21 protein-coding genes are annotated in these 26,289 nt (G+C 72.8%); 5 read left to right on the top strand and 16 right to left on the bottom strand.

All coding sequences use genetic code 11. From position 1 onward, the window contains the following. Positions 1-515: 515 nt before the first annotated feature. Together VA596_RS13305 and VA596_RS13300 are read right to left on the bottom strand one after the other, a co-directional pair. Positions 516-1,688, bottom strand: coding sequence for an ROK family transcriptional regulator (locus tag VA596_RS13305; RefSeq protein WP_323327744.1), 1,173 nt, complete (start codon positions 1,686-1,688; stop codon positions 516-518). Positions 1,689-1,755: 67 nt separating this feature from the next. Further along, positions 1,756-2,331, bottom strand: coding sequence for a CGNR zinc finger domain-containing protein (locus tag VA596_RS13300; protein ID WP_323326728.1), 576 nt, complete (start codon positions 2,329-2,331; stop codon positions 1,756-1,758). 82 nt (positions 2,332-2,413) lie between these two features. On the opposite strand from VA596_RS13300, the gene VA596_RS13295 reads away from it, so the two are divergent. Further along, positions 2,414-3,568 (top strand): epoxide hydrolase family protein, encoded by a 1,155-nt coding sequence (locus VA596_RS13295; RefSeq protein WP_323326726.1) that lies wholly within the window; start codon positions 2,414-2,416, stop codon positions 3,566-3,568. 6 nt (positions 3,569-3,574) lie between these two features. Here VA596_RS13295 and VA596_RS13290 read toward each other — a convergent pair whose 3' ends face one another. The 4 genes from VA596_RS13290 to VA596_RS13275 all read right to left on the bottom strand — a co-directional run bounded on the left by VA596_RS13290 (position 3,575) and on the right by VA596_RS13275 (position 7,815). Continuing rightward, positions 3,575-4,837: a sigma-70 family RNA polymerase sigma factor gene (locus VA596_RS13290; RefSeq protein ID WP_323326724.1), complete on the bottom strand. Its 1,263-nt coding sequence runs from the start codon at positions 4,835-4,837 to the stop codon at positions 3,575-3,577. 220 nt (positions 4,838-5,057) lie between these two features. Next, on the bottom strand, positions 5,058-5,636 hold the full coding sequence (locus VA596_RS13285; protein WP_323326722.1) for a LutC/YkgG family protein: 579 nt from the start codon (positions 5,634-5,636) through the stop codon (positions 5,058-5,060). Beyond that, on the bottom strand, positions 5,633-7,072 hold the full coding sequence (locus VA596_RS13280; protein WP_323327742.1) for a lactate utilization protein B: 1,440 nt from the start codon (positions 7,070-7,072) through the stop codon (positions 5,633-5,635). Before VA596_RS13280 ends, VA596_RS13285 begins: the two co-directional genes overlap by 4 nt. Before the next feature lie 17 nt (positions 7,073-7,089). Next, positions 7,090-7,815: a (Fe-S)-binding protein gene (locus VA596_RS13275; RefSeq protein ID WP_323326720.1), complete on the bottom strand. Its 726-nt coding sequence runs from the start codon at positions 7,813-7,815 to the stop codon at positions 7,090-7,092. Between the two features lie 288 nt (positions 7,816-8,103). Here VA596_RS13275 and VA596_RS13270 point away from each other — a divergent pair, with 288 nt between their 5' ends. Then, positions 8,104-8,880 carry an ANTAR domain-containing protein gene (locus tag VA596_RS13270; RefSeq protein WP_323326718.1) on the top strand — a complete coding sequence of 259 codons (777 nt, stop codon included), beginning with the start codon at positions 8,104-8,106 and terminating at the stop codon, positions 8,878-8,880. Positions 8,881-8,892: 12 nt separating this feature from the next. Here VA596_RS13270 and VA596_RS13265 read toward each other — a convergent pair whose 3' ends face one another. The 5 genes from VA596_RS13265 to VA596_RS13245 form a co-directional block, all read right to left on the bottom strand. Beyond that, entirely contained in the window at positions 8,893-9,909 is a 1,017-nt protein-coding gene (locus tag VA596_RS13265; protein WP_323326716.1) for a YihY/virulence factor BrkB family protein, read from the bottom strand. 5 nt (positions 9,910-9,914) lie between these two features. Next, positions 9,915-10,394: a pyridoxamine 5'-phosphate oxidase family protein gene (locus tag VA596_RS13260; RefSeq protein WP_323326714.1), complete on the bottom strand. Its 480-nt coding sequence runs from the start codon at positions 10,392-10,394 to the stop codon at positions 9,915-9,917. Between the two features lie 67 nt (positions 10,395-10,461). Further along, positions 10,462-11,424, bottom strand: coding sequence for a glycine betaine ABC transporter substrate-binding protein (locus VA596_RS13255; RefSeq protein WP_323326711.1), 963 nt, complete (start codon positions 11,422-11,424; stop codon positions 10,462-10,464). Positions 11,425-11,452: 28 nt separating this feature from the next. Further along, a complete protein-coding gene (locus VA596_RS13250; protein WP_323326709.1) occupies positions 11,453-13,822 on the bottom strand; it encodes an ABC transporter permease subunit in 2,370 nt (789 codons plus the stop codon). A 156-nt stretch (positions 13,823-13,978) separates the two neighbouring features. After that, complete coding sequence (locus VA596_RS13245; RefSeq protein ID WP_323326707.1) at positions 13,979-15,205, bottom strand: MFS transporter; 1,227 nt, start codon at positions 15,203-15,205, stop codon at positions 13,979-13,981. Positions 15,206-15,264: 59 nt separating this feature from the next. On the opposite strand from VA596_RS13245, the gene VA596_RS13240 reads away from it, so the two are divergent. The 3 genes from VA596_RS13240 to VA596_RS13230 all read left to right on the top strand — a co-directional run bounded on the left by VA596_RS13240 (position 15,265) and on the right by VA596_RS13230 (position 18,447). After that, positions 15,265-16,392, top strand: coding sequence for an ROK family transcriptional regulator (locus tag VA596_RS13240; protein ID WP_323326706.1), 1,128 nt, complete (start codon positions 15,265-15,267; stop codon positions 16,390-16,392). Between the two features lie 94 nt (positions 16,393-16,486). Then, positions 16,487-16,978, top strand: coding sequence for an SRPBCC family protein (locus VA596_RS13235; protein ID WP_323326704.1), 492 nt, complete (start codon positions 16,487-16,489; stop codon positions 16,976-16,978). Between the two features lie 362 nt (positions 16,979-17,340). Continuing rightward, positions 17,341-18,447, top strand: a complete 1,107-nt coding sequence (locus VA596_RS13230) for an MFS transporter (protein WP_323326702.1) — start codon at positions 17,341-17,343, stop codon at positions 18,445-18,447. Between the two features lie 47 nt (positions 18,448-18,494). Here VA596_RS13230 and VA596_RS13225 read toward each other — a convergent pair whose 3' ends face one another. From VA596_RS13225 to VA596_RS13205, 5 genes are all read right to left on the bottom strand, one after another. After that, positions 18,495-21,326, bottom strand: coding sequence for a helix-turn-helix transcriptional regulator (locus VA596_RS13225; RefSeq protein WP_323326700.1), 2,832 nt, complete (start codon positions 21,324-21,326; stop codon positions 18,495-18,497). A 950-nt stretch (positions 21,327-22,276) separates the two neighbouring features. Then, positions 22,277-22,600 (bottom strand): DUF4387 domain-containing protein, encoded by a 324-nt coding sequence (locus VA596_RS13220; RefSeq protein ID WP_323326699.1) that lies wholly within the window; start codon positions 22,598-22,600, stop codon positions 22,277-22,279. Beyond that, positions 22,593-23,972 (bottom strand): acyclic terpene utilization AtuA family protein, encoded by a 1,380-nt coding sequence (locus tag VA596_RS13215; RefSeq protein WP_323326697.1) that lies wholly within the window; start codon positions 23,970-23,972, stop codon positions 22,593-22,595. The genes VA596_RS13220 and VA596_RS13215 overlap by 8 nt, the downstream gene beginning before the upstream one ends. Positions 23,973-23,978: 6 nt before the next feature. Continuing rightward, positions 23,979-24,935: a phosphoglycerate dehydrogenase gene (locus VA596_RS13210; protein ID WP_323326696.1), complete on the bottom strand. Its 957-nt coding sequence runs from the start codon at positions 24,933-24,935 to the stop codon at positions 23,979-23,981. Beyond that, complete coding sequence (locus VA596_RS13205) at positions 24,932-26,200, bottom strand: MFS transporter (RefSeq protein WP_323326695.1); 1,269 nt, start codon at positions 26,198-26,200, stop codon at positions 24,932-24,934. The genes VA596_RS13210 and VA596_RS13205 overlap by 4 nt, the downstream gene beginning before the upstream one ends. Positions 26,201-26,289 lie beyond the last annotated feature (89 nt).

Genomic DNA, 26,289 nt, shown 5'->3' with positions numbered 1-26,289 from the left:
CCGGCTCCTGCCGCAGGGGTCGTGAGTGTTTAGGAGGGTTAGAACCCTCCTAAACACTCACGACCAAGCCGCGGCAGACCTCTTACGTGAGGGGCGCGGTCAGCTGCTGCGGGGCGAGCGCCCGGGTCGACCGCGAGCGCGGCGGTTCCGGCCGGGGGACGCGGCCGCGGGTGTCGATGGAGCTACAGCGGGCGAGCCGGTCAGCTGCCGAGGGTGAACGCCCGGCCGATGTCGACCACGAGCGCGGCGGTTCCGGCCGGGGATGCGGCCGCGAGGTGTCGATGGACCTGCAGCGGGCGAGGTGGTCAGCTGCCGAGGATGAACGCCCGGCCGATGTCGACCACGAGCGCGGCGGTTCCGGCCGGGGGCGTGGCCGCGGGTGTCGATGGAGCTACAGCGGGCGAGCTGGCCAGCTGCCGAGGGTGAACGCCCGGCCGATGTCGACCACGAGCGCGGCGGTTTCCGACCGGGAATGCGGCCGCGAGATGTCGATGGAGCTGCAGCGGGCGAGCTGGTCAGCTGCTGAGCGTGAAGGCCCGGTCGGTCGCCGACCAGGCCGCGCCGATCACTCCCGCCGTCTCGCCCAGTTCGGACAGCACGATCGGGAGGTTGCCGGTCGCCAGGGGCAGCGAACGGCGGTAGACCGCGCTGCGTACCTCGGCCAGCAGCTGGTGGCCGAGCTGGGCCACGCCGCCGCCGATCACCACCATGCCCGGGTTGATGAAGCTGACCAGCGAGGCAACGACGTGGCCGAGGCGGCGCCCGCCGTCGCGGATCAGGTTGACCGCGCCGAAGTCGCCCGCCGCGGCGGCGCGGCCGACGTCGCGGGCGGTGACCACCCCGCGTTCGGCGGCGGCGTCGGCGAGGTGCGCCGACCGGCCGCTGCGCGCCAGGGCCAGCCCGTCGCGGGCCAGCGCGGCGCCGCCGAAGTAGGCCTCCAGGCAGCCGACCTCCCCGCAGGCGCAGGTCGGGCCGAAGTCGTCGAGCCGGATGTGCCCGATGTCCCCGGCCGTGCCGGCGACCCCGCGGTACACCTTGCCGCCGAGCACGATGCCGCAGCCGATCCCGGTGCCGATCTTCACGAACATCAGGTCGTCGGTCGAGCGCGCGACCCCGGCGTGCCGTTCGCCGAGCGCCATCGCGTTGACGTCGTTGTCCACCGCCACCGGGCAGCCCCACAGGCCGCCGAGGTGGTCCCGCACGTTGAACCGGTCCCAGCCGGGCATGATCGGCGGGGCGACGGCCATGCCCTCGGCGAAGCTGACCGGCCCCGGCAGCCCGATGCCCGCGGCGACCAGCCGGCCGGGCGCCTCGTCCCGGACCTTCGCCGCCAGCTCGGCGACCCGGCGCAGGACCGGGTGCGGCCCCTGCCGGACGTCACAGTCCTCGACGGTGTGCGCGAGCACCTCGCACGACGCGTCGGTCACCGCCACCCCGACCGACGTCGCGCCGACGTCCACCGCCAGCACCCGCAGCTCGCCGGACAGCCGGACCAGCGTCGACCGGCGCCCGCCGCGGCTGGCCGACGGCCCCGCCGTCTCGACCAGGCCGACCTCGTCGAGGCGCGCCACCTCGGCGCCGACCCGGGCGCGCGGCAGCTCCAGCCGCTCCCCCAGCTCGACCCGCGACATCGGGCCCTCGTCCCGCAGCAGCGTCAGCAACCGGGTCTGGTGCCGGGTTTCGACCATCGAGTGCTCCGAAGACGATGCCGTGGATACCCCGCTCATCCGGTGGAGCCTACTGTGCCGGCGGCCGTCACTCCGCCGATCCGAGGTTCTTGCGCCGGCTGGCGACGAAGCGCGCTTTCTTCTGGCGATTCCCGCACGTGTTCATGTCACACCATTTGCGGGTGCGGCTTTGGCTGGTGTCGAAGAAGGCAGCTTGGCACGTCGGTGAGGCGCACAAAGCCAGTTTTCCGTCTCGTTCGCCCGAGATGATGCCGATCGCGTCGGCGGCGATCACGCCGAGCGCGTCTTCCACCCGGGACGGAGAACTGAGCTGCCATCGCCGCGTGCCGTCAGGCGTCAGGATGGCCGCCGCCCGGCCCTGAACGCTGCGATCGTTGATGATCCGGACGGCGGACGCGGGGAGCGCGTCCCCGACCGCGGTCGCCGTCGCGGCGGCGTGAATCGATTCCCTCAGTTCCCGGGCGAGTTCGAGCTGGGCGGGGGTACAGGAGTCCACGGCGAGGCCGCTCACCACCAGCCAGTCGACGAGCCGGCGCGGCGTGGGAATGCGTTCCACCGGATCGCCGTGACGTTCCGACAGAGTCCCCGTGAAGCTGGTCGCCAGCACATTCCCGAGGCGGAATTCGGGGACTTCGATACGCATCGAACCAGCTTAGCAGGTTGCGAGAACACCCGGACGCCTGTTAGAACCGTCTAAGCCGGTTCCACTACGACCAGGAGGGCCCATGACCACCGACGTGCACGTGTTCGAAGCCCACGCCCCCGACGCCGACCTCGACGATCTCCGCGCACGGCTGGCCGCCGCGCGGCTGCCGGAGCCCGAGACGGTCCGCGGCACCCCACAGCGGTGGGACCAGGGGGTCCCGCTCGCCGACCTCGCCGATCTCGTGGAGTACTGGCGCACCGGGTACGACTGGCGCTCGTTCGAAGAGCGCCTCGACCGGATCGGCCAGTTCCGCACGACCGTCGACGATCTCGGCATCCACTTCCTGCACCGCCGATCCGCGCGCGCGGACGCCACGCCGCTGCTCATGACGCACGGCTGGCCGGGCAGCGTCGCCGAGTTCGTCGACGTGCTCGACGACCTGGCGGATCCGGCAGACGTGGACGCGCCGGCGTTCCACGTCGTGGCTCCCTCACTGCCGGGTTTCGGCTACAGCGACAAGCCGGCCACCACCGGGTGGGGAACCGAAAAGATCGCGGCCGCGTGGGTGGAGCTGATGGGACGGCTCGGCTACCACGGGTTCGCGGCCCACGGCGGCGACTGGGGCGGCAACATCACCACGGTTCTCGGCGGCCGGTTCCCGGAGCACGTTCTCGGCATCCACACGACGTTCGCGGAGGGACCGCCCGGACTGACCACGGACGGCCTGACGGCAACCGAACGCCGGTGGACCGAGGAAACTCACCACTTCTGGCGCCACCGCGCGGCGTACGCGAAGCAGCAGGCGACCCGGCCGCAGACCATCGGCTACGCGCTCGTCGACTCACCGATCGGGCTGCTCGCCTGGATCCTCGACAAGTTCGCCGAGTGGTCGGACACCGAGGACAGCCCGTTCGAGACGATCTCCCGCGACCGCGTGCTCGACGACGTCACCCTGTACTGGCTGACGCGATCCGGCGCGTCGGCGGCCCGCATCTACTACGAGAGCCACAACTCGCTCGACCCCGGCCTCCGGGTCGACGTCCCGTCGGCCATCACCATGTACCCCCGCGACATCGAGAAGTACCCGCGCCCCTGGGCCCAGGAGCGGTACCGCCGGATCATCCGGTGGACCGAGCCCGAAGCCGGCGGGCACTTCCCGTCGCTGGAGGTTCCCGGGTACTTCGTGAACGATCTTCGAGAAGGCCTCGCGGCGGTGCTGGCCACCCCTCGGTGAGCCGGGTCATTCCTTGGGCGTCTTCGTCTTGTCCGGCTTCGGGGTCTTGGACGTCTTCGGCGTCTTGGTCTTGGTCTTTTCCTTGGTCTTGTCGGCCTTCTTCTGCTTGCTCGTCTCGGCCGCCGACGGATCACCCGACGTGTCGGCGCTGTCCGTGACCTCGGGCTCGTCGCTCGTCGTCACGGCTGCCGGCCCTTCCGGCGCCGTGGTGAGCTGCGCGGCCGAAGCCGGGTACTCCTGCTGACCGGCCGGCCGAGCCGGCACGACCACCGTCGTCGACGCCGGGGCCACCACCCCGCCGCCGGTCCCGGCGGGCGGCGGCGCGGCGGACGTGCTCGCGCCGATCGTCACCGTGGTGACCAGGGCGGCGCTCGCGGCGGCCACCTTCGCCGCCGTGGCCCACGACAGGGCGGACGCCCCGGTCCCGGCGACCGCGCCCGTCCCGGCGGCCGCCCCGGTCCCGGCAAGGGATCCGGACAGCCACTGCGTGACGAACGGGACGCCCAGCAGCAGCGGCGCGATCGCGGCGGGCAGCTCCTCGTTGAGCCGCCGGAGACCGGTGGCCAGCTCCCGGCAGTCGGCGCAGCGGTCGAGGTGGTGGGTGATCCGGTGGGCCTTGTGCTCGCCGATCCCGTCGCGCACCCACCGGGAGAGCTGGCCGCCGACGACGCGGCAGTTCCGCCGCCGCGCGGCCGGGATGTGCTGGTCCAGGTAGGCCTGCCGCAGCCCTTCCCGCGCGCGGTAGGCCAGCGCGGCGACGCTGTTCGGCGTCATCCCGAGGTCCTCCGCGATCCGCGCCGGCGTGTCGCCGTCGATTTCGGTGCGCCACAGCACGGTCCGCCACCGTTCGGGCAGCTCGGCGAACGCGTCCGCGGCGACGGTGGCGTGCAGCCGGCTGCCCACCGGTTCGTCGCTGCCCGTCGCCGGCAGCACGTCCGGCACCTCGGCGACCACGGAGACGCCGGAGTCGCGCCGGCGCCAGGTGATCATCGTGTTCCGGATGGTCGTGAGCAGGTACGCGCGGAAATCCTCGTCCGGGCCCGCGCCGGAGCGCAGAATCCGCAGTACGCGGGTGAATCCTTCGGCGATCAGGTCGTCCCGCTCGGCGGCGTCGGCGGCGATCGCGGCCGCCACGCGCCGGGCGGCGGCCAGATGCCGGTCGTAGAGCAGGCCGTACGCCGAGGTGTCCCCGCCTCGCACCGCCTCGATCAGGACCGCGTCGCTCGGGACGTCAACCGTCCCGGCCACCGCCGGCACCACCTCGGTCATGCACCCCCCTTTGCTCGTGCGCTTGCACGTGCAGAACGTCACGAGATGGTGGTGCACCGAGCGGCCCGGCGCAAGGCATCGGCGCCAAGTCCCGCCTTCCTCCGGGGAGAGCGCTTCCCGGCCCGGGCTTTGTCAGGCTCTGCGGCTCTGGGGCGTGGTTTCCCCGGCGCCGAGCCGAACAGGCTATTCGAGGGTACGTAGTACTTAGCCCGAACGGCCCTCAGTCCGCGACGACGATGACGTGCAGGGTTCTCGGCCCGTGCACGCCCTCCACCCGGGTCAGCTCGATGTCGCTCGTGGCGCTCGGGCCGCTGATCCAGGTCTGCGGCCGTGCCGGGTCGAGCGCCGCCACCGCCTGCGGGACGCCCGGGACGATCCGGTCTTCGCGCAGCACGCAGACGTGCACGTCCGGGACCAGGCTCAGCGCGCGGCGGCCCTGGCCGGGGCCGTGGTCCAGGACCAGGGTTCCGGTGGTGGCGATGCCCAGCGCCGCCGTGGTGACGACCGCGTCGAAGGTGTCCAGGTCCGCTGCGTCGGGCACGCCGTCGAGCTTGACTGGGAAACCCGCTGGTACCAGCACTTTCCGGGCCGGGCCCAGGGCTTCCCGGATGGCGTCGGGCAGCTCGGCGCTCGTGCAGCGCGTCAACGCCGCGCGGTAGTCGACCACGCGCTCGGCGAACAGGTCCACGACGTTCGGCGGCACGACCGTTCGGTAGCCGCGGGGCACCGGGGCCTCCGTGCGGTCCGCGGTCCGCAGCGCGCCGCGGACCGACGCCAGGATCTCTTCGCGCGCGTTCACGGCCTGCCTCCCCGGCGCCACCAGCTCCGGAACGATTCCCTTGGCGGGGCCGGTAAGTCGCGGGCGTTCGTCCACAGGGAACCCGGCCACGGCAGGCGGCCCAGGGCCCGGCGCCCGCCAGGGAGAACTCGCTTGCCGAAGCGGGTCAAGGCCCGGTTGGCGACGCCCAGACCGCGTTCGGCGGCGCTCAGGCGCCGTGCGTCCGACAGCAGCCAGGACGCCGACTTCATCGCCAGCGCCTCGGGTTTCGGGGTGCCCTCGCGGTGGGCGTCGACGACCTTCGCCCGCAGGTGGACCAGGACCTCGGGGATGTCGATGCGCACGGGACAGGCGTCGAAGCACGCGCCGCAGAGGCTGGACGCGTACGGCAGCGAGTCCGTCTGCTCGTCGACGCCGACGCCCTTCAGCAGCGGGTTCAGGATCGCGCCGATCGGGCCCGGGTAGACCGAGCCGTACGCGTGGCCGCCGGTCCGCTCGTACACCGGGCAGACGTTGAGGCACGCCGAGCAGCGGATGCAGCGCAGCGCCTGGCGGCCGACCTCGTCGGCGAGCGCGCGGGTGCGGCCGTTGTCGAGCAGCACGACGTGCATCTCCTGCGGGCCGTCGCCGGGCGTGATGCCGGACCACGTCGAGGTGTACGGGTTCATCCGCTCCCCCGTGCTGGAGCGCGGCAGCAGCTGCAGGAAGACGTCCAGGTCGGACCACGTCGGCACGATCTTCTCGATGCCGACCACGGAGACCAGCACCTCGGGCAGCGTCAGGCACATCCGGCCGTTGCCCTCGGACTCGACGACCACGAGCGTGCCGCTGTCGGCCACCGCGAAGTTCGCGCCGGACACGGCCATGCGCGCCCGCAGGAACTTCTCGCGCAGGTGCAGCCGCGCGGCGGCGGCCAGTTCGGCGGGCTCGTCGGACAGTCCCGGGGGCGCGTCGTCCATGCCGCGGCGGAAGATCTCGCGGATCTCGGCGCGGTTGCGGTGGATGGCGGGCACGAGGATGTGGCTCGGCAGGTCGTCACCGAGCTGCACGATCAGCTCGGCGAGGTCGGTCTCCCAGGCGGTGACGCCGCGTTCGGCCAGCGCTTCGTTGAGCCCGATCTCCTGGGTGGCCATGGACTTGACCTTGACGACCTCGTCGACCCCGTGCGCGTGCGCGATCTTCGCGACGATCTCGCAGGCTTCCGCGGCGTCGCGAGCCCAGTGCACGGTCGCACCGCGCGCCTGCAGCGACGTCTCCAGCTGCAGCAGGTACTCGTCGAGGCGGCGCAGGGTGTTGTCCTTGATCGCCGCGCCGGCCAGCCGCAGTTCTTCCCACTCCCCGACTTCGCCGACCACGGCCGCGCGCTTGGCGCGGATGGTGCCGGTGGCGTGCGCGAGATTGCGGCGCAGCTGGGTGTCGGCAAGCGCTTTCCGGGCGGCCTCGGGAAAGGCGGGCATGCCGACGAACGTGGCGCTCACGCGTCCCCCTCGGTTGAAGCCAGCACATCGGCCAGGTGCATCACCCGCACCCCACCGCGCTCACGCGAGAGCAAGCCGCCGATGTGGAGCAGGCACGAGTTGTCCCCCGCCACCAAGACCTCGGCGCCGGTGCCGCGGACGTGGCGGGCCTTGTCCGCGCCCATGGCCGTCGACGTTTCGGCGTTCTTCACCGCGAACGTGCCGCCGAATCCGCAGCACTCGTCGGCGGCCGGCAGCTCGACCAGGTCCAGCCCGCGGACCTCGCGCAACAACCGCAGCGGCCTGTCGCCGACGCCGAGCATGCGCAGCGAGTGGCAGGTCGGGTGGTAGGTGACGCGGTGCGGGAAGTAGGCCTGCACATCCGTCACGCCGAGCACGTCGACCAGGAACTCGCTCAGCTCGTAGACCTTCGGCGCCGCCGACGCGAGCCGCTCGTCCCCCGCGCGCCGCGCGACGATCGCGTGCTGGTGGCGGATCGACCCCGCGCAGGAGCCGGACGGCGTGACGATCGCGTCGTACCCCTCGAAGGCGTCCACGAACGTCCGCACCACCGGCACGGCCTCGTCGAGGTAGCCGGTGTTGACCATCGGCTGCGCGCAGCAGGTCTGCCCGGCCGGGAAGTCCGCGTCGACGCCGAGGCGGCGCAGCAGCCGGAACACCGACTTGCCGGTCTCGGGGAACAGCGCGTCGTTGATGCAGGTGACCAGCACCGCGACGTTCACGGGAAGCTCCCCGCCGCCTGCCGCAGCATCGCGACCTCCGCATTGAAAGGTTTCATAAACCTGGCGCGGTGACGCTACTATGCGACGGAACGCGAAGTCAACGACGTGCCCCAACCCGGATTGACGCGATCTTGCCGTGCCACACTCCGAATTGTCACGTTTCAACGCCCACCTCGAGCACGCGGCCACCAGGTTCGCTCAGCGAGAAGAACCGCCGTGCTTCCGGCAGAATTGAACGCGTCCGAAACGCCGTTGCCAGCCGGAGGCAGGAGCCCGTGACGCGAGCCCGTGACGCGCACCCTGGTCGACGCATCCGATCGGTGGAAGCCTCTCAGCCAGCTGCTGACCGAGCTGCTGGACCGCATCGCCGCGGAGATCCCCGGCTGCGTCGGCGCGGCCCTCACCACCGGGCACGACGGCGGTCCCCTGTCGGTCCTGGCCACCCACGGCGTCGCCGAACGTCTCGCCCCCGCCGAGGTGCGCCACGGCGGCCCGATCGCCGACGCGGCCGCCACCGGCGACGTCGTCACCACGGACGACCTCTTCGCGGACCCGCGCTGGCCCGGCCTGCACCGGGACGCCCTCGCCGACCGGTGGAGACAGGTGCGTGGCGTCGTCGCGTTCCCCGGCCCCTGGGACGACGGCGGCACGCTCGTGCTGTCCGCCGTGCTCGACGGGCCCGTCGGCCCCGAGGTGCGCGCGGTGCTGGCCCGCTACGAAAAGCTGACCGCCGACCTGCTGGTCGTCGCCGAAGCCGCGGCCGCCGGCGACTCGGCCCAGGTGCTGGCGATGCTCGCCTCGCGCGCCGCGATCGAGCAGGCCAAGGGCGCGATCACCGCCCTGCGCCGCTGCGGCGCCGACGAAGCCTGGAACACGTTGCGCCGCACCAGCCAGGAGTTCAACGTCAAGGTCCGCGACCTCGCCGTCGCCCTCGTCGAGCACCTCGGCCAGGTTCCCGTCCGGCAACCCGACGGGACGATCCCCATCACGCCCGACCATCCCGCCCGCGACGCGGCCCGGCAGCTGTGGACGGCGTTCACCGCGGACCGGCCGGTCGGGCCGTAGCCGCTCCCCGCGTCACGGCGTTCGCTCGGTCACCTCCGCGACCTCGTCGGCGTCCATCGCCTTCGTGTCGCGCGGGGGCAGGAACGGCTCGTCCTCGCTGTCCTGGCCGCCTTCGATGCCGCGGCCGCGGGCGAGCTCGGCGTCCAGCTCGGCGCCGAGCAGCACCGCGAGGTTCGAGATCCACAGCCACACCAGGAAGACGATCACCCCGGCCAGCGAGCCGTAGGTCTTGTTGTAGGAAGCGAAGTTCGCGACGTACACGGCGAACCCCGCCGACGCCAGCGCCCACAGCACCACGGCCAGCAGCCCGCCCGGCGTCAGCCACTTGAAGCCCGGCTGCCGGACGTTGGGGCCGGCCCAGTACAGCAGCGCGAACGCCAGGCTGACGAGGATCGCGATCACCGGCCACTTCGCGATCTCCCACACCAGCACGCCCGTCGACCCGATGCCCACCAGGTCCCCGAGCCGGCGCGCGACCGTGCCCGTCGCCACGACGCCGAGCGCGCACGCGCCCAGCAGCGCCACGATCCCGACCGTCAGCAGGATCCGCAGCGGCAGGACCTTCCACAGCGGGCGGCCTTCGGGCATGCCGTAGATCGCGTTGCCGGCCCGCATGAACGCGCCGACGTACCCGGACGCCGACCACAGCGCGCCGAGCAGGCCGAAGATCGCCACCGGCCCGGCGAGACCGCGGGAGCCGGACAGCTCCTTGATCGCGCCGACCAGGATCTCCCGGCCCTGGCCGGGCACGACCTGGTTGACGTTGTCGATCAGGGTCTGCGTCGCGCTGGGACCGAGCAGGCCCAGCAACGCGGTCAGGAGCACCAAGCCGGGAAAGATCGACAGGACGCCGTAGTAGGTGAGCGCGGCGGCCCAGTCGGTGAGGTTGTCCCGGCCGAACTGGTGCACGGTGCGCTTGAGCACCTCCCGCCACGACCGTTTGGACAACTCGGTCGGGCCTTCGGGTTCTTCGCCTCGCTTGCGCACCGGCACCACTCCTGTCTCGGCGACCGAGGCCTCCTCACGCATGCGTCCTACAGGTCGACGGACTTGTTGTCGCCGGGGTCGGGTGCCGAGCCGGTGACCCGGGCCTTGGCCATCTCGAACAGCGCCCGGGGCTTGCCGCCGGGTGAGGTCCAGTACTCGGCCGAGTCGGCGTCCACCTTGAGCAGCACGACGTCCGCGTCCTCCGGGCCGCCCGGGAACCAGGCCTCGACGAACTCGTTCCACAGCGCCTTCTTCTTGGCGGCGTCGTCCACCACCGACGCGGCCCCGCTGAGCGAAAGCCAGGACCCGGAGCCGGCGTAGCCGACGTTGACCTGGCTGTCGCGGGCGATCTCGGCGACCATGTCGGCGCTCCTCGAGACGAAGAACCACGCCGACCCGTCGAACTCCACCCGCTGGCCGGTCATCGGCCTGCTCACCAGCTTGCCGCCGGCCTGGCGGGTGGTGATCATCGCCGTGCCGACCTTCTTGGCGATGTCGGTGACGATCTGGTTGTCCTCGGCGCTCATGGCTGCTCCGTTCCGACGTTGGTCGGACCCGGTTTCCCCGCGGGCGGCCCGTTCACTCATGCGCCGGTCAGCTGATGAAGCCCGCAGCCTTGAGCCAGTCGTGGGCCACCGTGGCGGGTTTCTGCCCGTCGACGCTGACCTTCTTGTTCAGGTCGGTGAGCGTCGCCGTGTCGAGCTTCGCGGCGATCGGCGTGAAGACCTGTTCCAGCTGCGGGTACTTCCGCGCGACCGCGGACGCGATCGAGATGGCCGGGTTGTACGTCGGGAAGAAGTGCTTGTCGTCGTCGAGGACCACCAGCTTCTGCCCGGCCACGCGCCCGTCGGTCGAGGCGACCGAGCCGAAACCGCAGGGGTCGCCCTTGCCGATGCTGGGGTAGACGACGGCGTCGTTGAGCACGTGCACCTGCGCTTCGGGCAGCGTGAACCCGTAGGTCTTCTCCACGCCGGGGAAACCGTCGTCCCGGCTCTTGAACTCCGGGCCGATGCACGTCGAGGCCGCCGCCGGGTCCTTCTTCGCCAGCGCCGCGTAGTCCGAGATCGTCTTGACGCCGGTCTTGGCGACCGTCGCCGGGTTGCCGGCCATGGCGTAGGTGTCGTTGGCCGGCGAGCGCGCCCACCAGGTGACGCCGTTGGCGGCGTCGTCCTTCTTGACCGCGTCGTACTGCGCCTGCGGGTCGGCGATCGGCATGGTCTGCTTGAGGTAGCTGACCCACGCGGTGCCGGTGTACTCCCAGTACAGGTCGACCGCGCCGCTGGTCAGCGCCTGCCGGACGTTGGTCGAGCCGGTGATGTTGGTCTTGTCCTGCGGGCTCGCCCCGGCCGCCTGCAGCGCGACGAGCGCGATCTGGCCGAGCAGCAGCTGCTCGTCGAACTCCTTGGAGCTGACCCGGATCTGCGCCCCGCTCAGCGCGTCGATCTTCTTGATGGACCCGGCGCCCACCTGGGTGCCGGCGTCGTCCTTGCCGATCGTGCACCCCGCGGCGAACACCGCGACGAGCGCGAGGACGGCGGCTGTCGTGCGCTGGAGCATGGGTGGGACCTCCTGGAGATGGGTCGGGCTACAGACCGCGCGGGTGCAGGACCTCCTCGGCCACCAGGCCCAGCCAGTCGGCGAAGAGCGCCAGCGCGGCGACGACGATGCCGAAGGTCAGGCTGAGGATCGGGCGGTAGAGGCCGATCCCGGCGATGAGCCCGCCGCCGAGACCGCCGCCGTCGATGAAGGTCGCCAGCGTCGCGCTCGCCACCGTGAGCACCAGTGCCGTGCGGATGCCGGCGAGGATCACCGGGACGGCCAGCGGCAGCTCGATCCGCCACAGGATCGACGTCCGCGTCATGCCCATCCCCCGCGCGGCGTCGACCAGCGTCGGGTCGACGCCGTCGAGCCCGACGATCGTGTTGCGCAGCACCGGCAAGGTCGCGTAGACGACCAGCGCGGTCACCGCCGTGCCCGTTCCGGTGCCGACCCAGAGCGCGAGCAGCACGACGAGCCCGATCGACGGGATCGCCTGGCCGAGGTTGCCCAGGCCCAGCCCGATCGGCCGGGCCCACCGGGCGCCGGGGCGGGTCAGCAGCACGCCGAGCGGGAGCGCGATGGCGATCGTGCAGACCGTCGAGATCAGCGTGAGGCGCAGGTGCGCGCCCAGCTCGGTGAAGATCTCGTCGGCGTTGAGGTAGCGCTGTTCGATCGAGTCGGCCGGGTGCGCGCGCACGAGCAGGACCAGCGCCAGCAGGCCGAGGGTGAGCAGCACCGGGCGCACCAGCAACCCGAGCCGGCGCCGGCTCGGCCGTGCGGGCGTGACGACGTCCGGGCCCCGCGGTTCGACGACCTCGGGGACCACGGGCGCCTCTTCGGCGGGCCGGAGCGCGGCGAGGAGGCTGGGCACGTCGCACACGGTGCCGTCCTCGCGCACCCGTACCGCGGTGCTTCCAGTGCGCACCATGGTGTCCAGCGCGTCCCGGAGGGTGGCCTCCCGCGAGACCGCGGGCAGCCCGTCCGCCTCGGCCGGCCGCAGCTCCAGGTCCGCCACCCGGATCAGCGCGAGCCGCTTGAGGTTCCGCTTCGAGCCGGCGAAGGAGGCGACGTAGTCGTCGGCCGGCGCGGCGAGGATCGCCTGCGGTGTGTCGTACTGCGCGAGCACCGAACGCGGCCGCAGCACCGCGATCCGGTCGCCGAGCTTGAGGGCCTCGTCGAAGTCGTGCGTGACGAACACGATCGTCTTGCGCACTTCCCGTTGCAGGCGCAGGAACTCGTCCTGCAGCCGGGTGCGGGTGATCGGGTCGGTCGAGCCGAACGGCTCGTCCATCAACATCACCGGCGGGTCCGCGGCCATCGCCCGCGCCACGCCGACCCGCTGCTGCTGGCCGCCGGAGAGCTCCCGCGGGTAGCGGGTGCCGTGCTCGCGGGCCAGGCCGACGACGTCGAGCAGCTCGCGCACGCGCCCGGCGACGCGCCGCCGGCTCCAGCCGAGCACCCGCGGCACCACGCCGATGTTGGCGTCCACCCGCAGGTGCGGGAACAGCCCGACCTGCTGGATGACGTAGCCGGTGTGGCGGCGGTGTTCGTCGAGGTCGAGCGCGGCGACGTCGGTGCCGCCGATCGTGACGGCCCCCGACGTCGGCTCGACGAGCCGGTTGATCATCCGCATGGTCGTCGTCTTGCCGCACCCCGACGGCCCGGTCAGCACGACGATCTCCCCGGCCGGGATGCGCATCGTGAGGCCCTCGACCGCGGGCACCGCCTGCCCGGGGTAGCGCTTGGCGACGTCCAGCAGCTCGATCGTCTCGCCGGCGGTGCCCACGACCTGCGCCGGGGCCGCCTCTTCGCGGGCGCGCGGGCGCCGCCAGGTGGTGAGCTTGCCGAGCGCCACGTAGGCCAGGTCGAACAGCAGCGCCAGCACCACGATCCCGAGCGTGCCGGTCAGCACCTGGTTCAGGGAGTTGACCGAGCCGAACCGGCCGAGGCCGTCGAAGATCTCGTTGCCGAGCCCGGGGCCCTTGACGTACGCGCCGATGGCCGCGATCCCGATGGTGATCTGCGTCGAGACCCGGATGCCGGAGAGGATCACCGGCCAGGCCAGCGGCAGCCGCACGCGCCACAGCAGCCGCACGCGGCCGAGCCCCATCCCGCGCGCGGCGTCCACGACGGCCGGGTCGACGCCGCGCAGCCCGACGATCGTGTTGCGGGTGATCGGCAGGAGCGCGTAGAGGACCAGCGCGAACAGGACGTTCGTCAGGCCCAGCCCGAACGGCCCGATCAGGATGCCCAGCAGCGCGATCGACGGAATGGTCAGGAAGGCCGCGGTCGTCGTGGTCGCGAGCGAGCCGAGCCACCAGCGGCGGTAGGTGAGCAGGCCGAGCGTCATCCCGGCCAGCACGGCCAGCGCCATCGCCGCGAGGGTGAGGTCCACGTGCAGGATCGCGTCGTTCACGACGTCGATCCAGTTCTCGCGGAGGTACTCGATGAGGCTCAGGGCCGCGCTCCTCGACGTCGAGGGGCGGAAAATCCCCGACCGCCCCAGTCCGGCTGCCCCCAGCCCAGCACGTCCGCGGGTCCCTGTCCACCGCCCCGCGTGATCGGCGCGGCGTCAGTGCACGGTCTGCGCCGCCGGTGACCTGCCGGAACGACGGCGGTCGAACGCGAGACCGGCGACCGCCAGCAGGAGCCCGATCGCGCTCACCACGACCCCGGCCCACGCCGTGGCGCGGTAACCGAGACCGGCCGCGATGACGACACTGCCCAGCGCCGCACCGAGGCTGTTCGCCGCGTTGAACGCCGACTGGTTGAGCGCCGCGCCCATCAGCTGGGCGCCGGGCGCCACCGCGATCAGCCGCGCCTGCAGGACCGGTCCCAGGAACAGGATCGTCGCGCCGATCAGGAAAGCGCCGGAGAACAGCCCGAACGCCGAACCCACCGTCAGTCCGAAGTAGACGTTCGCGGCGATCACCGCGGCGAAGCCCGCCACCATGGCCCGCCGCAGGTCCCGGTCGGCGTACCAGCCGCCCAGCACGTTGCCGGCGGTCATGCCGAGCCCGACGGCGACGAGCACCCACGCGACCGAACCGGGTGAGAGCCCGGTGACCGACGTCGTGATCGGCGCGAGGTAGCTGTCCACCGCGAAGAACCCGGCGATCCCGATCGACGCCGTCGCCACGACCAGCCACACCTGCGGCCGGCGCAGCGCGCGCAGCTCGTCAGCCGGTGACCCGCCCGAGGCCGGCGCGTCCGGCACCGTGGCCGCCACGGCCAGCAGCGCGAGCAGGAACACCCCGGCGATGACCAGGTAGGCCGTCCGCCAGCCCGCGGCCTGGCCGAGCCGCGTGATCACCGGGACACCGCCGACGTTCGCGACGGTCAGCCCGCTCAGCACCACCGCGAAGCCCCGGCCCTCGCTGCCCGGCCCCATCAGGGTCGCCGCCAGCAGCCCGGCCGCCCCGAAGTACGCGCCGTGCGGCAGCCCGGCGGCGAACCGGGCCACCAGGACCAGCCCGAACGTCGAGGCCACCGCGGACGCCACCGTGCCGAGCACGAACAGCACCAGCAGCCCGAGCACCAGGCGCTTGCGCCGCATCCGCGCGGTGATCGTGGCGATCAGCGGCGCGCCGACGACCACGCCCAGCGCGTACGCGGTGATCATCCACCCCGCGTGCGCGACGGCATCGGGCTCGCTGCGGGCGTACTCGTCCCCGAGCACGCTGCGCGCGATCTCCGGCAGCAGGCCGGCCGGCACGAACTCGGTCAGGCCGATCGCGACCGAGCCGAGGGCCAGCGAGAGCAGCGCGGCCCAGCGGCGCCGCCGGGAGAGGTCGTCCATTCCGGCGACTTTAGCAACGCTGTTGCGTTAGTACCAGGAGCCGACGGTAAGGTGACGCGGTGCACCTGGCCTTCCTGCGCGACTACCACGAGGCGCTGGTGATCGCGCTGGCCCGGACCGTGCCCACCCTCGAGCGCGGCACGGTCGCCGAGGTCACCGGGCTGACCCCGCAGGCGGTGTCGAAGGTGCTGGCCCGCCTGGTCGAGGAGGGCCTGCTCGAACCGGCCGGGGTGCGCCGGCCCGCGCTCGGCAAGCCGGCCGCGGTCTACCGGCTCGTCCCCGGGAGCCGCTGGGCGATCGGCGCGCACGTCACCCGCCGCGAGCTGCGCCTGGTCCTGACCGACCTGGCCGGCACCGTCCGCGCGTCCGCCGTGACCCCGCTGCCGGACGACTTCACCCCGGACCAGCTGCTGGCCCGGCTCGCCGACGGCGTCACGACGCTCATCGCCGACCACCGCCTGACCACGCCCGTCCCGGACGGTGGCGCGGACCCGTCGCGCGTGCTGGCCGGGGTCGGCATCGGCATGATCGGGCCGCTCGACCAGGCGGCGGGCACGGTCCGCGGCGCGCACCGGCTGCGGCACTGGCGTGACGTCCCGCTCGCCGAACTCGCCGAGAAGAAGCTGGGCCTGCCGGTGGTGCTGGACAAGGACGTCACCGCCGGGGTCACCGCCGAGGCCTGGCGCCGCGGCCCCGCCTTCCGGGACGCGGCCCTGGTCGTGGTCGACGCCGGCGTCGGTGCCGGCCTGTGGCTGGGCGGCGCCGCGCACCGCGGCGCGCACACCAACGCGAGCGAGTTCGGCCACGCCGTCGTCCAGCTCGACGGCCCGCTGTGCGCCTGCGGCCGGCACGGCTGCCTGGAGGCGGTCCACGAGCGCGCGGCCGACCCGGCCGCGGCGGCGGCCGTGCTCGCGACGGGCGTGGTGAACCTGCTGCAGACCCTGGACCTCGGCCACATCGTCCTCGGCGGCGCCGACCTGCTCCGCGACGGCGAGATCTACCGGGAAGCCGTGGAACACGCGGTACGCACCCAGCTCCCGGGCGCCGGCTGGCTCACGGTGGAGGTGTCCCTGACGTCACTGGGCACGGACGTCGTCGCCGCGGGCGCGGCCATGCAGGTGCTCAACACCCGCTACGGCCTCCCCGACCCCGCCGGCCTCCGGCTGCCGGTCAGCGGACCGGGATAACCGCTTCCGCCGCCGTGTCGAATCGGGCGGGCCGCGTTCGTAGTCCTGGTGTGAGGGCCCCGATCGCGGGGCCCACGACGACGAGGAGCGGGCCGTGAACCCGGAGACCGTGAGCGCCACCCTGACCATCACCGTGCCCGTCACCAGGGTGTTCGCCGTGCTGGCGGACCCGGCGGCCCACAGCGCGATCGACGGCACCGGCTGGGTCCGGCAGGCCCCCGACCGGGCGCCGCTGACCGCGGTGGGGCAGCTCTTCCGGATGGACATGCACCACGCCGACCACCCCGACGGCGACTACCGCGTCGTCAACAAGGTCCACGTGTTCGAGGCGCCGCGGGCCATCGCCTGGCTCACCGGGACCGCCCAGGGCGACGGGGAACCGGAGTTCGGCGGCTGGATCTGGCGCTACGACCTCAGGCCGCTCGGCCCGTCCGCGACCGAGGTCACCCACACCTACGACTGGTCGCAGGTGCCGCCGTTCGTCCGGGAGCGCGGCATCCGGTTCCCGCCGTTCGGCCCCGGCCACCTCAGGAACTCGCTGCGCCACCTCGCCGGGCTCGCCGCCCGCACCGAGGGAGCGGCCTGACCGCCACCTACACGGCGACGGCGACGAGGGGAGCTGCTCGAGCACCGCGTGGCCGTGTACCGCGAAGAGCAGCGCATGGTCTCCGGGGCACCACGCACCGGGCGCGTCCGCTGGCCCGGCCGGCACGCCTGAGGCCACCGCCGGGCCCGTCCGGCCGTGCCGATGCATGCCCGTTCGCCGGGGTACCAGGGCGAACGTATCCCTTGAGCTGCAAGAAAACTTCGTACATCCGTCAGCTGACGGATGTCTGGCACGGCCCCGTCGCGAAGCATGATTCCACGGGGCCCAGCCGCTCCGGACCTCGGTGCCGAGGAGGAGCGATGTACCGTGCTACGTCCGTCTCGACAGCTGTGATCTTCATCTTGGCCCTCAACCTCCGGCCGGCCGTCACGAGCCTGGGCGCCGCTCTTCCCGACATCTCCGTGGCCGGTTCGCTGGTCGCCGCGATCCTCGTCGCCCTGCCCCTGTGGGCGATCGGCCTCGGCGGCTGGGCGACCCCGTGGCTGTGCGCACGGGTGGGGACCCACCGGACCGTCACCGTGTCCCTGGCCGGGCTGGCGGCGTCCCTGTTCGGCCGCGTGCTCGGGGGGCCGATCCCGCTGCTGGCCGGGACGACGCTGGCGTGCCTGTCCATCGCGGTCCTCGGCACCATGCTCCCCCTGCTGGCCCAAGGCTCCTCGGCCTACCCGCTCGGGCTCGGGGTGGGCAGCACGGCCGGGGCGCTGATCACGCCGCTGACGGTGATGTCGTCGTCCTGGCGGGTCGGCTTGGGCGTCTGGGTCGTCGTGGCCCTGCTGGCCGAGCAGGTCTGGCGGCGCACCCCCGGCGAGTTCCTCGCCCCGCGCATAGCGGGAAGGCCGGTGCGGGCGACCGCGCTGACCATCCACTTCGGACTGATCTCGACCGTGACGTTCCTCGTCATGGGCTGGCTGCCCGGAATCCTGCGCAGCGCGGGTGTCTCCCCGACGGTCGCGGGCGCGTGCCTCGCGTTGTCGATGGCGATGGGGCTGCCGATGATGTGGCTGGTCCCCGGCTGGACGCGCCGCTGGCACAACCAGACCCTGCTCGTCGTCGTCCTCGCCGTCCCCAACGTCATCGGCGTCGCCGGGCTGCTCCTCGCCCCGGCCGCCGCACCCTGGGTCTGGGCCGGCGCCACCGGCATGGGGATGGGCTCGCTCGCCTTCGTCCTCACCACCATCTCGTTGCGCAGCAAGGACAGTTCGCTCTCGCTGTCCGCCGTCGTCCAGGGTGTGGGTTACGTGGTCGCCGGGTTCGGCGTGCTGGCCTGCGGCTGGCTGCACACCCGCACCGGCTCCTGGGAGGTGCCGCTGCTGCTGGTCCTGGCCATCCTGGTCGGCCAGGTGATCAGCGGCCACGTCACGGTGGCGCAGCGGCGGCCGACGGCACCCGCGATCCCCCGCTGGACCGCGCTGCTGCGCCAGCCGGAGGCACCCGAGGTCGGCGCTTGACCCGCACTCCACTTCGGACACTCGGGCTGGGCGGCCGGTGCGGCCGCTCAGCCCGAGGCGGGCTGGTGGCGGGCGGCTTCCCGGGCGATGTCGATGCGCGAGCTCACCCCGAGCTTGGTCAGGATGTGCGAAACGTGCGTGCCGACGGTGCGCGGGGACAGGTACAGCCGGGCCGCGATCTGCGGGTTCGACAGCCCTTCGACGACGAGGGCGGCTATCTTGCCCTCCGTCGGGGTCAGGCTGTCCCAGCCGTGGGTGGTCTGACGGTGCTTGACCGTCGGGCCACGCCGGATGCCGAACGCCCGGAACCGCGCGCGCAGGCGGACGACGTCCCACTGCGCGCCCAGCTCCGTGTAGAGGTCCAGAGCGTGGGTGAAGGCGGCCCGGGCCGAGCCGCGGTCGTCGGCCGGGCCCTCCGCGAACGCGGTCGCTGCGGCTTCCAGAGCCTTGGCCCGGGAGAGCGGACGACTCGCGTCACGGTAGCCGTCGGCGGCTCGCAGCAACGCTGTCGCGTCCCGGTCGAGCAGGCCGGTGCAGTACTCGGCCAGCGCACGACGGTGCGGGACGGTGGATTCGGCGGCGATCGCGCGGACCCGGGCCCCGATCGCCTCGGCGGCCTGCGCGTCGTTGTTCGCGACGGCCAGCCGGGCGGCGTCCCCGAGCAGGTCCTCCCCCGCGTCTTCACCGTTCAGCCCTTCGAGCAACGCGGCCAGCGCCTTGTCCGGCGCGCCGGCGTACTCGAAGGCGAGGCTGCGGGCGCGCACCAGCAGTTCGACGACCTGGTCGCCGATGCGCTCCGAGTACGTCGCCGCGACGTCGACGTGCCACTGGGCCGCGGCCGCCTCGCCGCGGTGGAAGTGGATGATCGCGGCGACCCCGTGGTCGCAGCACACCACGCTCGGGTCCTTGCGGTCGTCCGGGATGACGTCCACCTCGGCCAGGGCGTCGTCCCAGCGGCCGGCACCGAGCAGCAGCTGCCCGAGTGCGCTCTGGACCTGGGTCAGCCGCACGGCGCTGCCGGTGCGGTCGGCCAGGTCGCGGGCCTGCCCGGCGGCGGCGAGCGCGTCGGTGTAGCGGTTGAGCGCGCCGTAGCTGACCGACTGGTTGATGCGCAGCCGCAGGGTGAGGTCGATCAGCGCGGGGTCGCCGCGCACGATGACGATCGCGCGTTCGAACAGCGGCAGCGCCTTCGCCCACTCGCCCCGGGTCATCGCGACCATGCTCAGCACGTACAGCGCCCACCCGGTCGTCCAGCGGTCTTCGACCTCGCCGAGCTCCGCCAGCGCCTGGGTGGCGACCCGGTCCGCGATGTCCACCTCGCCGAGCTCCCGCTGGGCACGCGCGATGAGCACCAGCAACCGGACCCGGTGCCGGGTCTGCAGGCCCGGCCGGCTCACGGCGTCTTCGAGCACGACGAGGGACTCGGGGAGGCAGCCGGTCAGCGCGCGGCACTGCAGGACCGTCGTGTGCAGGTCGATGAGCACGTCGGGGTCGCGGACGCGGTCCAGCGCCCGGCAGGCGATCCGCTCGGCCTGGGCGATGTTGCCCACCCCGAAGTAGGCGTCGGCCAGCCGGCAGGCCAGCGCGCCCGTCACGGCGTCGTCGAGCGGCGCGTCGCGCACCGCCCGCCGCAGGAGCGCGACCGCGGCCGCCGGCGCCTGGCCGATCAGCGACGTGGCCACGTCGAGCAGCCACCGCACCGCCCAGGGCGGCACCGGCAGCCGGCTGTCCGTTGTGGACACCATGGGCAGCAGCTGCCGCGCGACCCGGTCGACCGGGGCGCTCGCCTCGGCCAGCGCCCACGCGGCGGACTGGTGCCAGGCGATCCGGACCGCCGTCGGCATCTCGTCGTACAACGCCTTGCGGATCAACGGGTGCCGGAAGGCCAGGTCGTCGTCGGCCGCCACCAGCACGCCGGCCGCGCGTGCCTCGTCGAGGGCGGGCAGCAGCTCGGCGAGCGAGCAGTTCGTCACGGTCGCGAGGTCGGCGACCGAGAAGCCGTCCCCGAGCAGCGCCGCCGCCCGCAGCACGGTCCGCGCCGCCTCGGTCAGGAAGCCCAGCCGGTCCGCGATCGCCTCCGGCAGGGAGTCCGGCGTGGCTCCGCCGGTCAGCTCCACGACGCCCGCGTCGCCGACGTCCAGGCACGAGCTCCGGCTCAGCGCGTCGAGCAGTTCGGTGAGGTACAACGGGTTCCCGGCGGCGTCGGCGGCCAGCGCCTCCAGCTCGTCACCCGGCTTGCCGCCGGCCAGCGCGGCCACCAGCTCGAGCACCGCGGGTTCCGCCAGCCGGCCCAGCCGCAGCCGCCCTTCCGGCCCGACGAGCCGGAACAGGGAGCGCAGGTCGTCGCGGCGCGGCACCGGCCGGGTCACCCCGATCAGCAGCAGCGGGAGCTGCCGGACTGAGCGGACGAGCCGGCCCCACACCGCCACCGTCGTGCGGTCGGCCCACTGCAGCTCGTCGACGACCAGCACGACCGGCCCGTCCAGGCAGAGCTCCTCCACCAGCACGATGACCTGCTCGGCGGCGGCGGCCGCGAGGTCGGTGCCCTTGCCGGCGGTGGCCCGGCCCCGCAGCAGCTCGGCGATGGCGCCGCGGCGCGGGTCCTGCGTGGATGCGGTGATCTGCAGGGCGTCCAGCAGCGGCAGGAGCGGCAGTGACTGCCCCAGCTCGTCGCCGGCGCCCCAGTAGACCTGGCAGCCCGCCCCGGCGGCGGCGGTGCACCCGGCCCGGACCAGCGCGGACTTCCCGATGCCCGGCTCGCCGTCCACCAGCACGGCGCGCCCCCGGCCCGCGGCCACGTCGCACACCCAGGCGGCCAGCCGGGACAGCTCACCGTCCCGGCCGACCAGCAGCTCGGTACCGTCCGTGAGCGGTCGCACACGGCGATAATAGAAGCAGGACAGTTTTCAAACAAGAGGGTATGCTCGAAGAGCGCCGGAGTCGCCGCCCCGTTACCCACTCTTACCGGGCGATAAACATCCATTTCCAAAATTGTTCGGAAATACGGTTCCGGTTCGATTCCGCCGTCCCGCGTTGGTGGATCATTAACCATCCGTTGGCCACCGCGTGCTCCGGCTCTGCTAAGCTCCTTCGGTCCCGGTCCACCGGCGGCACTGTTTGACCACCGGTGGAACGACGCCGCCGCACCGGGCGCCCGCCGTCGGCGCCGCGGCGATGTTGACCATTTTCGCAGAACCCCTCCCCGGCACCCCGCGGCCCTCGCCGCCGGCAGTGCGATCACCACGTCGACGCCCAGCGCGGCGGCCGGGCCGGACGAAAACGGGGTGCACGTCCGCCTGACCCGGAGAAATGGGTGACAACCGGCGGCCACCCCGAATCCCGTTGCCGTTTCGATACAATTCCCGGCCCCGGCCATCACCCGTCCGCGTACTGATCCATTCGAGGATTTCGACCGCGTATCCGCGGTCGTTTGCCGGTGCCTCCACGAATACACCCGAGATCGGCACCACCCGGTCCGGGGACCGCACCGGTGACCGTCCGCGATCACGAACAGGTGGCCGCCACCTGGGCGACACCACGGGAAAGGGAAACAGCACAGGTGCCCTTGATCGAATGACCGGGAGCACTGTTCAATGGCCCGGCCAGATCGTTTTCCGGTGCCGCCGCGAAAAACCGTGAACGGCGAAACCGGCGCACGGGTGGCACGGCGGGTGCTCGCCGCCGGCGTGACCGAGGGCGATCCCGCGGACGACGACGTGGTCACGGGCACGCGTCGCGGGCCTGCGTGGCCGGGCTGGTGAGCCGACGAGGGGCTTCGGGCGTCCGGCTTCCGGGGCGCCGCCGTCACCCGGCCACGAACCCCCTCGGATCAGGACACCGGCGGGACCACCAGCCGGGCCAGCGGGACGTGGTGCTGGCCGGCGTGGATGTCGCGGTCCCGCAGGGATCCCTGGCTCACCGGGCGGGGGAACGAGATCTTGACGACGTTCAGCGACGGGATCCGGAAGATCTGGATCGTGCTCTCCTCGACCCGGTACAGCCGGGCGATCACCCCCTCGTTGAGGAACGACTCGTCCGCGGCGATCCGGTAGCCCTCGGCGTCGCGCATGAACAGCTCCATCGTGACCCAGAACGGGCCCGCGTTCTTGGACCGGACCTCGTGGGCCAGCTCCGCCAAGGTGGTCTCAGGCATGGGTCTTCCCCCCGAACTCGATCCGGAACAGGTCCAGCGGCGCGCAGTCGACGACGTGGTTGAGCACGAACTCGTACGCCGCGCCGCGCTCGACCTCGGCCGGTGAGGACGCGAACGCGAAGCTCGGCAGGTAGTCCATGGCCATCGTCGGCAGGTGCAGCATCAGCGGGTTGGCGATCTTGGCCACGGCCGTGGCGGTCGCCTGGTCGGGCGCGTTGACCAGCAGCATCACGCCGACCTCGCGCGGCGGCCCGGTCTCGGGTTCGAGCTCGCCCAGCACCGCGTTGTGACCGTAGAGGCGCAGGTCGAACGCGTACTCGCCGGCCGCCAGGCCAAGGGTCTGGGCCACCCGCTGCGTGAGCACCGCGCGCAGCAGGTCCGCCCACGCGTCGATGTCGGCCAGCACCAGCGGGTCCCGGACCGCCGTGAAGGCCATCGTCTCGTACCCGGTGATCCGCGCGCCCTCCAGCTTGATCGTGTGCTGCTCGGCGAGGTGGAACTTCGAGCCCTCGACCCGGACGATCCGCTCGTCCAGGGCGACGTACTTCGCGTCGCGGACGTCGAGGGTGCCGTCGGGTTCCCGCATCTCGAACGGGTTCGCGGTCTCGTAGAGCATGTGGGCGGCGACCAGGATCGGCGTGCACGCCACCTCGGGGTCGAGCGGCTCGATGGTGAAGCCGCCCGCGTCGATCGTGGCGAGGACGCCGCCCGCGCGCGGGTTGCTGGTGCACTGCCCGCCGCACTCGATGATCTTGGCGGCGTGCCACGTCGGCCCGGCCGGCATGCCCTTCATCAGCGGGTAGGCCGCCGCGACCGCCGTGTCGGTGGCGCGGCCGGCGAGCACGACCTGGGCCCCGTCGCGCAGCGCTTCGACGATCGGCTCGTGCCCCATCGCGCCGACGATGTGGGTGCAGCTCTCGAGGGTCTCGGCGTCCAGCTCTCCCAACGGGGGCAACGGATGCACCCGGCCCGCGCCGAGGTGCTCCTTGAGGGCGGCCGCGTCCTGCTCGCTGTAGATCCTCGCGACCTTGAGGTCGAGACCTTCCTCCGCCATCACCTCGGCGGCGATCCCGGCGACCCAGTCGACGCCGGTGTCGGTCCCGCTCGTGCCGCAGGAGCCCACGACCACCGGGATGCCCGCGCCGGCCGCGGCCGTCAGCAGGCTGCGCAGGTCGCGCGCGACGGCCTTCGCCGTCGTCTTGGCCGTCGCGGCGCCGAGGTAGTACGGGCCGGAGTCGGTGGAGCCGCCGTCGATGCTGATGACGTCGGCGCCCAAGGCGATGCCGCGCTCGACCGTCGCGTGGTCCCAGCCGGCGCCGAGCATGCCGCTCGGGGCCAGGACGCGGACGGACTGCACCGGTTCGGTGTCCATAGTTCCTCATTCCTCCTCGTTTCGCGCGTTCACCACGAACCGCGCCCGGCCTTCGAGAGCCGCCACCAGCTCCTCCGCCCCGCGCCGGCCCGAAGCGGCCCGTGCCTCGGCGGTCTGGCCCGCCAGGTGTGAGAACACGACGATCCCGTCGACCCCGCGCAACGGGCTGCCGGGCGGAAGCGGCTCCTCGCCCACGACGTCGAGCAGCGCACCGGCGATCTCCCCCGCCCGCACCGCCGCGACGAGCGCGTCCTCGTCGACGATCGGGCCGCGGGCGGTGTTGACGAGCAGGGCCGTCGGCTTCATCCGCCGGAACGCCGGGGCGTCCAGCAGGCCGCGAGTCCGTTCGGTGAGCGCGGTGTGCACCGAGACGTAGTCCGAAGTGGACAGTAGTTCGGGCAGCCCGGCGAACCGGACGCCCGGATCATCGGACGGGACGCCCGTCGTGCAGAGCACCGTCATGCCGAAGGCCCGGGCCAGCGGCACCACCGCCCGCGCGGACGCGCCGTAGCCGATCAGCCCGAGCGTCGAGCCACGCAGCTCGTGGCCGTCCTCGCGCGGCCACTTCCCCTGCGTGACACCGGAAGCGGACTGCACGAGCCGCCGGGCCCCGGCGAGCAGCAGGCCGATCGTGTACTCGGCGACGGCGTTGGCGTTGACGCCGGGCAGGTTGCTCACGCTGATCCCCAGCCGGGCCGCCGCGGCGACGTCGACCGAGTCGTAGCCCACACCCGTCCGCACGACGACGCGCAGCCGCGGTGCGCGGGCGAGCACCTCGGCCGTGAGCGGCTCGCCGGCGGCCACCAAGGCCGCGTCGATCCCGTCGAGCGCCGCCACGAGCTGCTCGGGCTCACGGCGGCCGGTAATCGGCGCGTGCACCGTTTCCAGCCCGGCGGCCCGCAGGTACCCGTCGACCTCGTCCCCGGGGCGGAGGTAGTCGGTCGTGACCAGGACGCGCTTCACAGCGCGGGCCTGTCGGCGCGGCGGCGGCGCAGCACGCCGACCCGGGCGACCAGCAGGACGGCGACCAGCGTGACGGCCCCGACGTCGAGGAGCATGAACGGCCAGCCCGTGACGTCCACCATGCCGCCGACCAGCGCCGGCCCGGCGAACCCGCCGCTCGACCAGCCGACGGTGTAGAGGCCGGTGTAGGTCCCGAGCACGCGGGCCGACGGCGCGAGGTTCCACAGGACGACGGCCATGTTGACCATGAACGCCGCCGCGCCCGCGGCGGCGACGCAGAAGGCGACGACGGTCCCGGCCGGGGTCCGCAGGACGGTCCCGAGCACCATCGCGGCGGCGAACACGACCATCCCGGCCAGGATCACCCGCAGCCGGCCGAAGCGTTCGGCGAGCAGCGCGGCCGGGTAGGCGGCCGCGATGAAGGCCACCCCGCTGGGCAGCGACACCCCGCCCGCGTCGCCGCGGGACAGGTGCAGGGCCTCCATGCCGTAGTTGGTGACGAGCGACCGCGACGCGAACCACGCGCTCCCGAAGGCGAAGACGGCCAGGATGACCAGCAGCCTGCTGCGGTCGGCGTCCCGGACGATGTCCAGCAGCACCTGGCGCATCGGCACGCGGGACGCGGTCCCGGTGTCCCCCGCGCGGTCCTCTTCGAGGGCGGCGAGGTAGGCCGGCGACCGGCTGTCGCGCACCTTCCAGCCGAGCACCGCCACGGACACCAGCATCAGGAACGCCGGGATGACGAACGACAGCTTCGGGAAGTCGTCGATCAGGAACAGGCTGATCAGCGCCGCGACGATCACCGTGATGCTCGAGGCGACCTTGACCGCGGCGTTGGCCCGGCTGCGGCGTTCGGGGGCGATGAAGTCCGGTAGCAGCGACTCGGCGATCGGCTTGAACGAGTTCGCGACCAGCGCGTAGCCGAACATCGTCAGGATCAGCAGCGGCAGTGTGGCCGCGGCGTGCGGGATGAGGACGAACAGCACCGCCGCCACCGGCATGCCGACCACGAGGTACGGGATGCGCCGGCCCCACGCCGTGCGGGTGCCGTCCGAGCGGTTGCCCATCCACGGCTGGATGAAGATGCCGAGCAGGTTGTCCATCCCCATCAGCGCCCCGATGAGCGCGGCGCTGCCGAGGTGCTCGCGCAGCAGCGGCGGGACCTGCGAGTCGTAGAGGTTCCACGTCGACTCCTGCGCGAAGACCGCGAGAGCCACGAAGAACGTGATGCGGCCCGTCCGCGCGCGGGGCGTGGCCAGTGTCATCGCCGGCACCTTCCCTCCGCCACCGCCCTGGTGGCGACCGCTACCGTACTTTTGCTATAGCAAGATGGTCAATAGTTGCAAACGACTTT

The sequence above is a fragment of the Amycolatopsis heterodermiae genome, assembly GCF_034929455.1.
In the GTDB taxonomy this organism is placed as follows: domain Bacteria; phylum Actinomycetota; class Actinomycetes; order Mycobacteriales; family Pseudonocardiaceae; genus Amycolatopsis; species Amycolatopsis heterodermiae.
Note: the sequence above shows the minus strand (reverse complement) of the source record. Positions and strands in the feature narration are given on the sequence as shown.

Bases quoted from the DNA above. Each gene is read 5' to 3' on its own strand.
- VA596_RS13305 (WP_323327744.1), bottom strand. From the start codon at position 1,688: ATGGTCGAAACCCGGCACCAGACCCGGTTGCTGACGCTGCTGCGGGAC.
- VA596_RS13300 (WP_323326728.1), bottom strand. From the start codon at position 2,331: ATGCGTATCGAAGTCCCCGAATTCCGCCTCGGGAATGTGCTGGCGACC.
- VA596_RS13295 (WP_323326726.1), top strand. From the start codon at position 2,414: ATGACCACCGACGTGCACGTGTTCGAAGCCCACGCCCCCGACGCCGAC.
- VA596_RS13290 (WP_323326724.1), bottom strand. From the start codon at position 4,837: ATGACCGAGGTGGTGCCGGCGGTGGCCGGGACGGTTGACGTCCCGAGC.
- VA596_RS13280 (WP_323327742.1), bottom strand. From the start codon at position 7,072: ATGCCCGCCTTTCCCGAGGCCGCCCGGAAAGCGCTTGCCGACACCCAG.
- VA596_RS13265 (WP_323326716.1), bottom strand. From the start codon at position 9,909: ATGCGTGAGGAGGCCTCGGTCGCCGAGACAGGAGTGGTGCCGGTGCGC.
- VA596_RS13260 (WP_323326714.1), bottom strand. From the start codon at position 10,394: ATGAGCGCCGAGGACAACCAGATCGTCACCGACATCGCCAAGAAGGTC.
- VA596_RS13255 (WP_323326711.1), bottom strand. From the start codon at position 11,424: ATGCTCCAGCGCACGACAGCCGCCGTCCTCGCGCTCGTCGCGGTGTTC.
- VA596_RS13245 (WP_323326707.1), bottom strand. From the start codon at position 15,205: ATGGACGACCTCTCCCGGCGGCGCCGCTGGGCCGCGCTGCTCTCGCTG.
- VA596_RS13220 (WP_323326699.1), bottom strand. From the start codon at position 22,600: ATGCCTGAGACCACCTTGGCGGAGCTGGCCCACGAGGTCCGGTCCAAG.
- VA596_RS13215 (WP_323326697.1), bottom strand. From the start codon at position 23,972: ATGGACACCGAACCGGTGCAGTCCGTCCGCGTCCTGGCCCCGAGCGGC.
- VA596_RS13205 (WP_323326695.1), bottom strand. From the start codon at position 26,200: ATGACACTGGCCACGCCCCGCGCGCGGACGGGCCGCATCACGTTCTTC.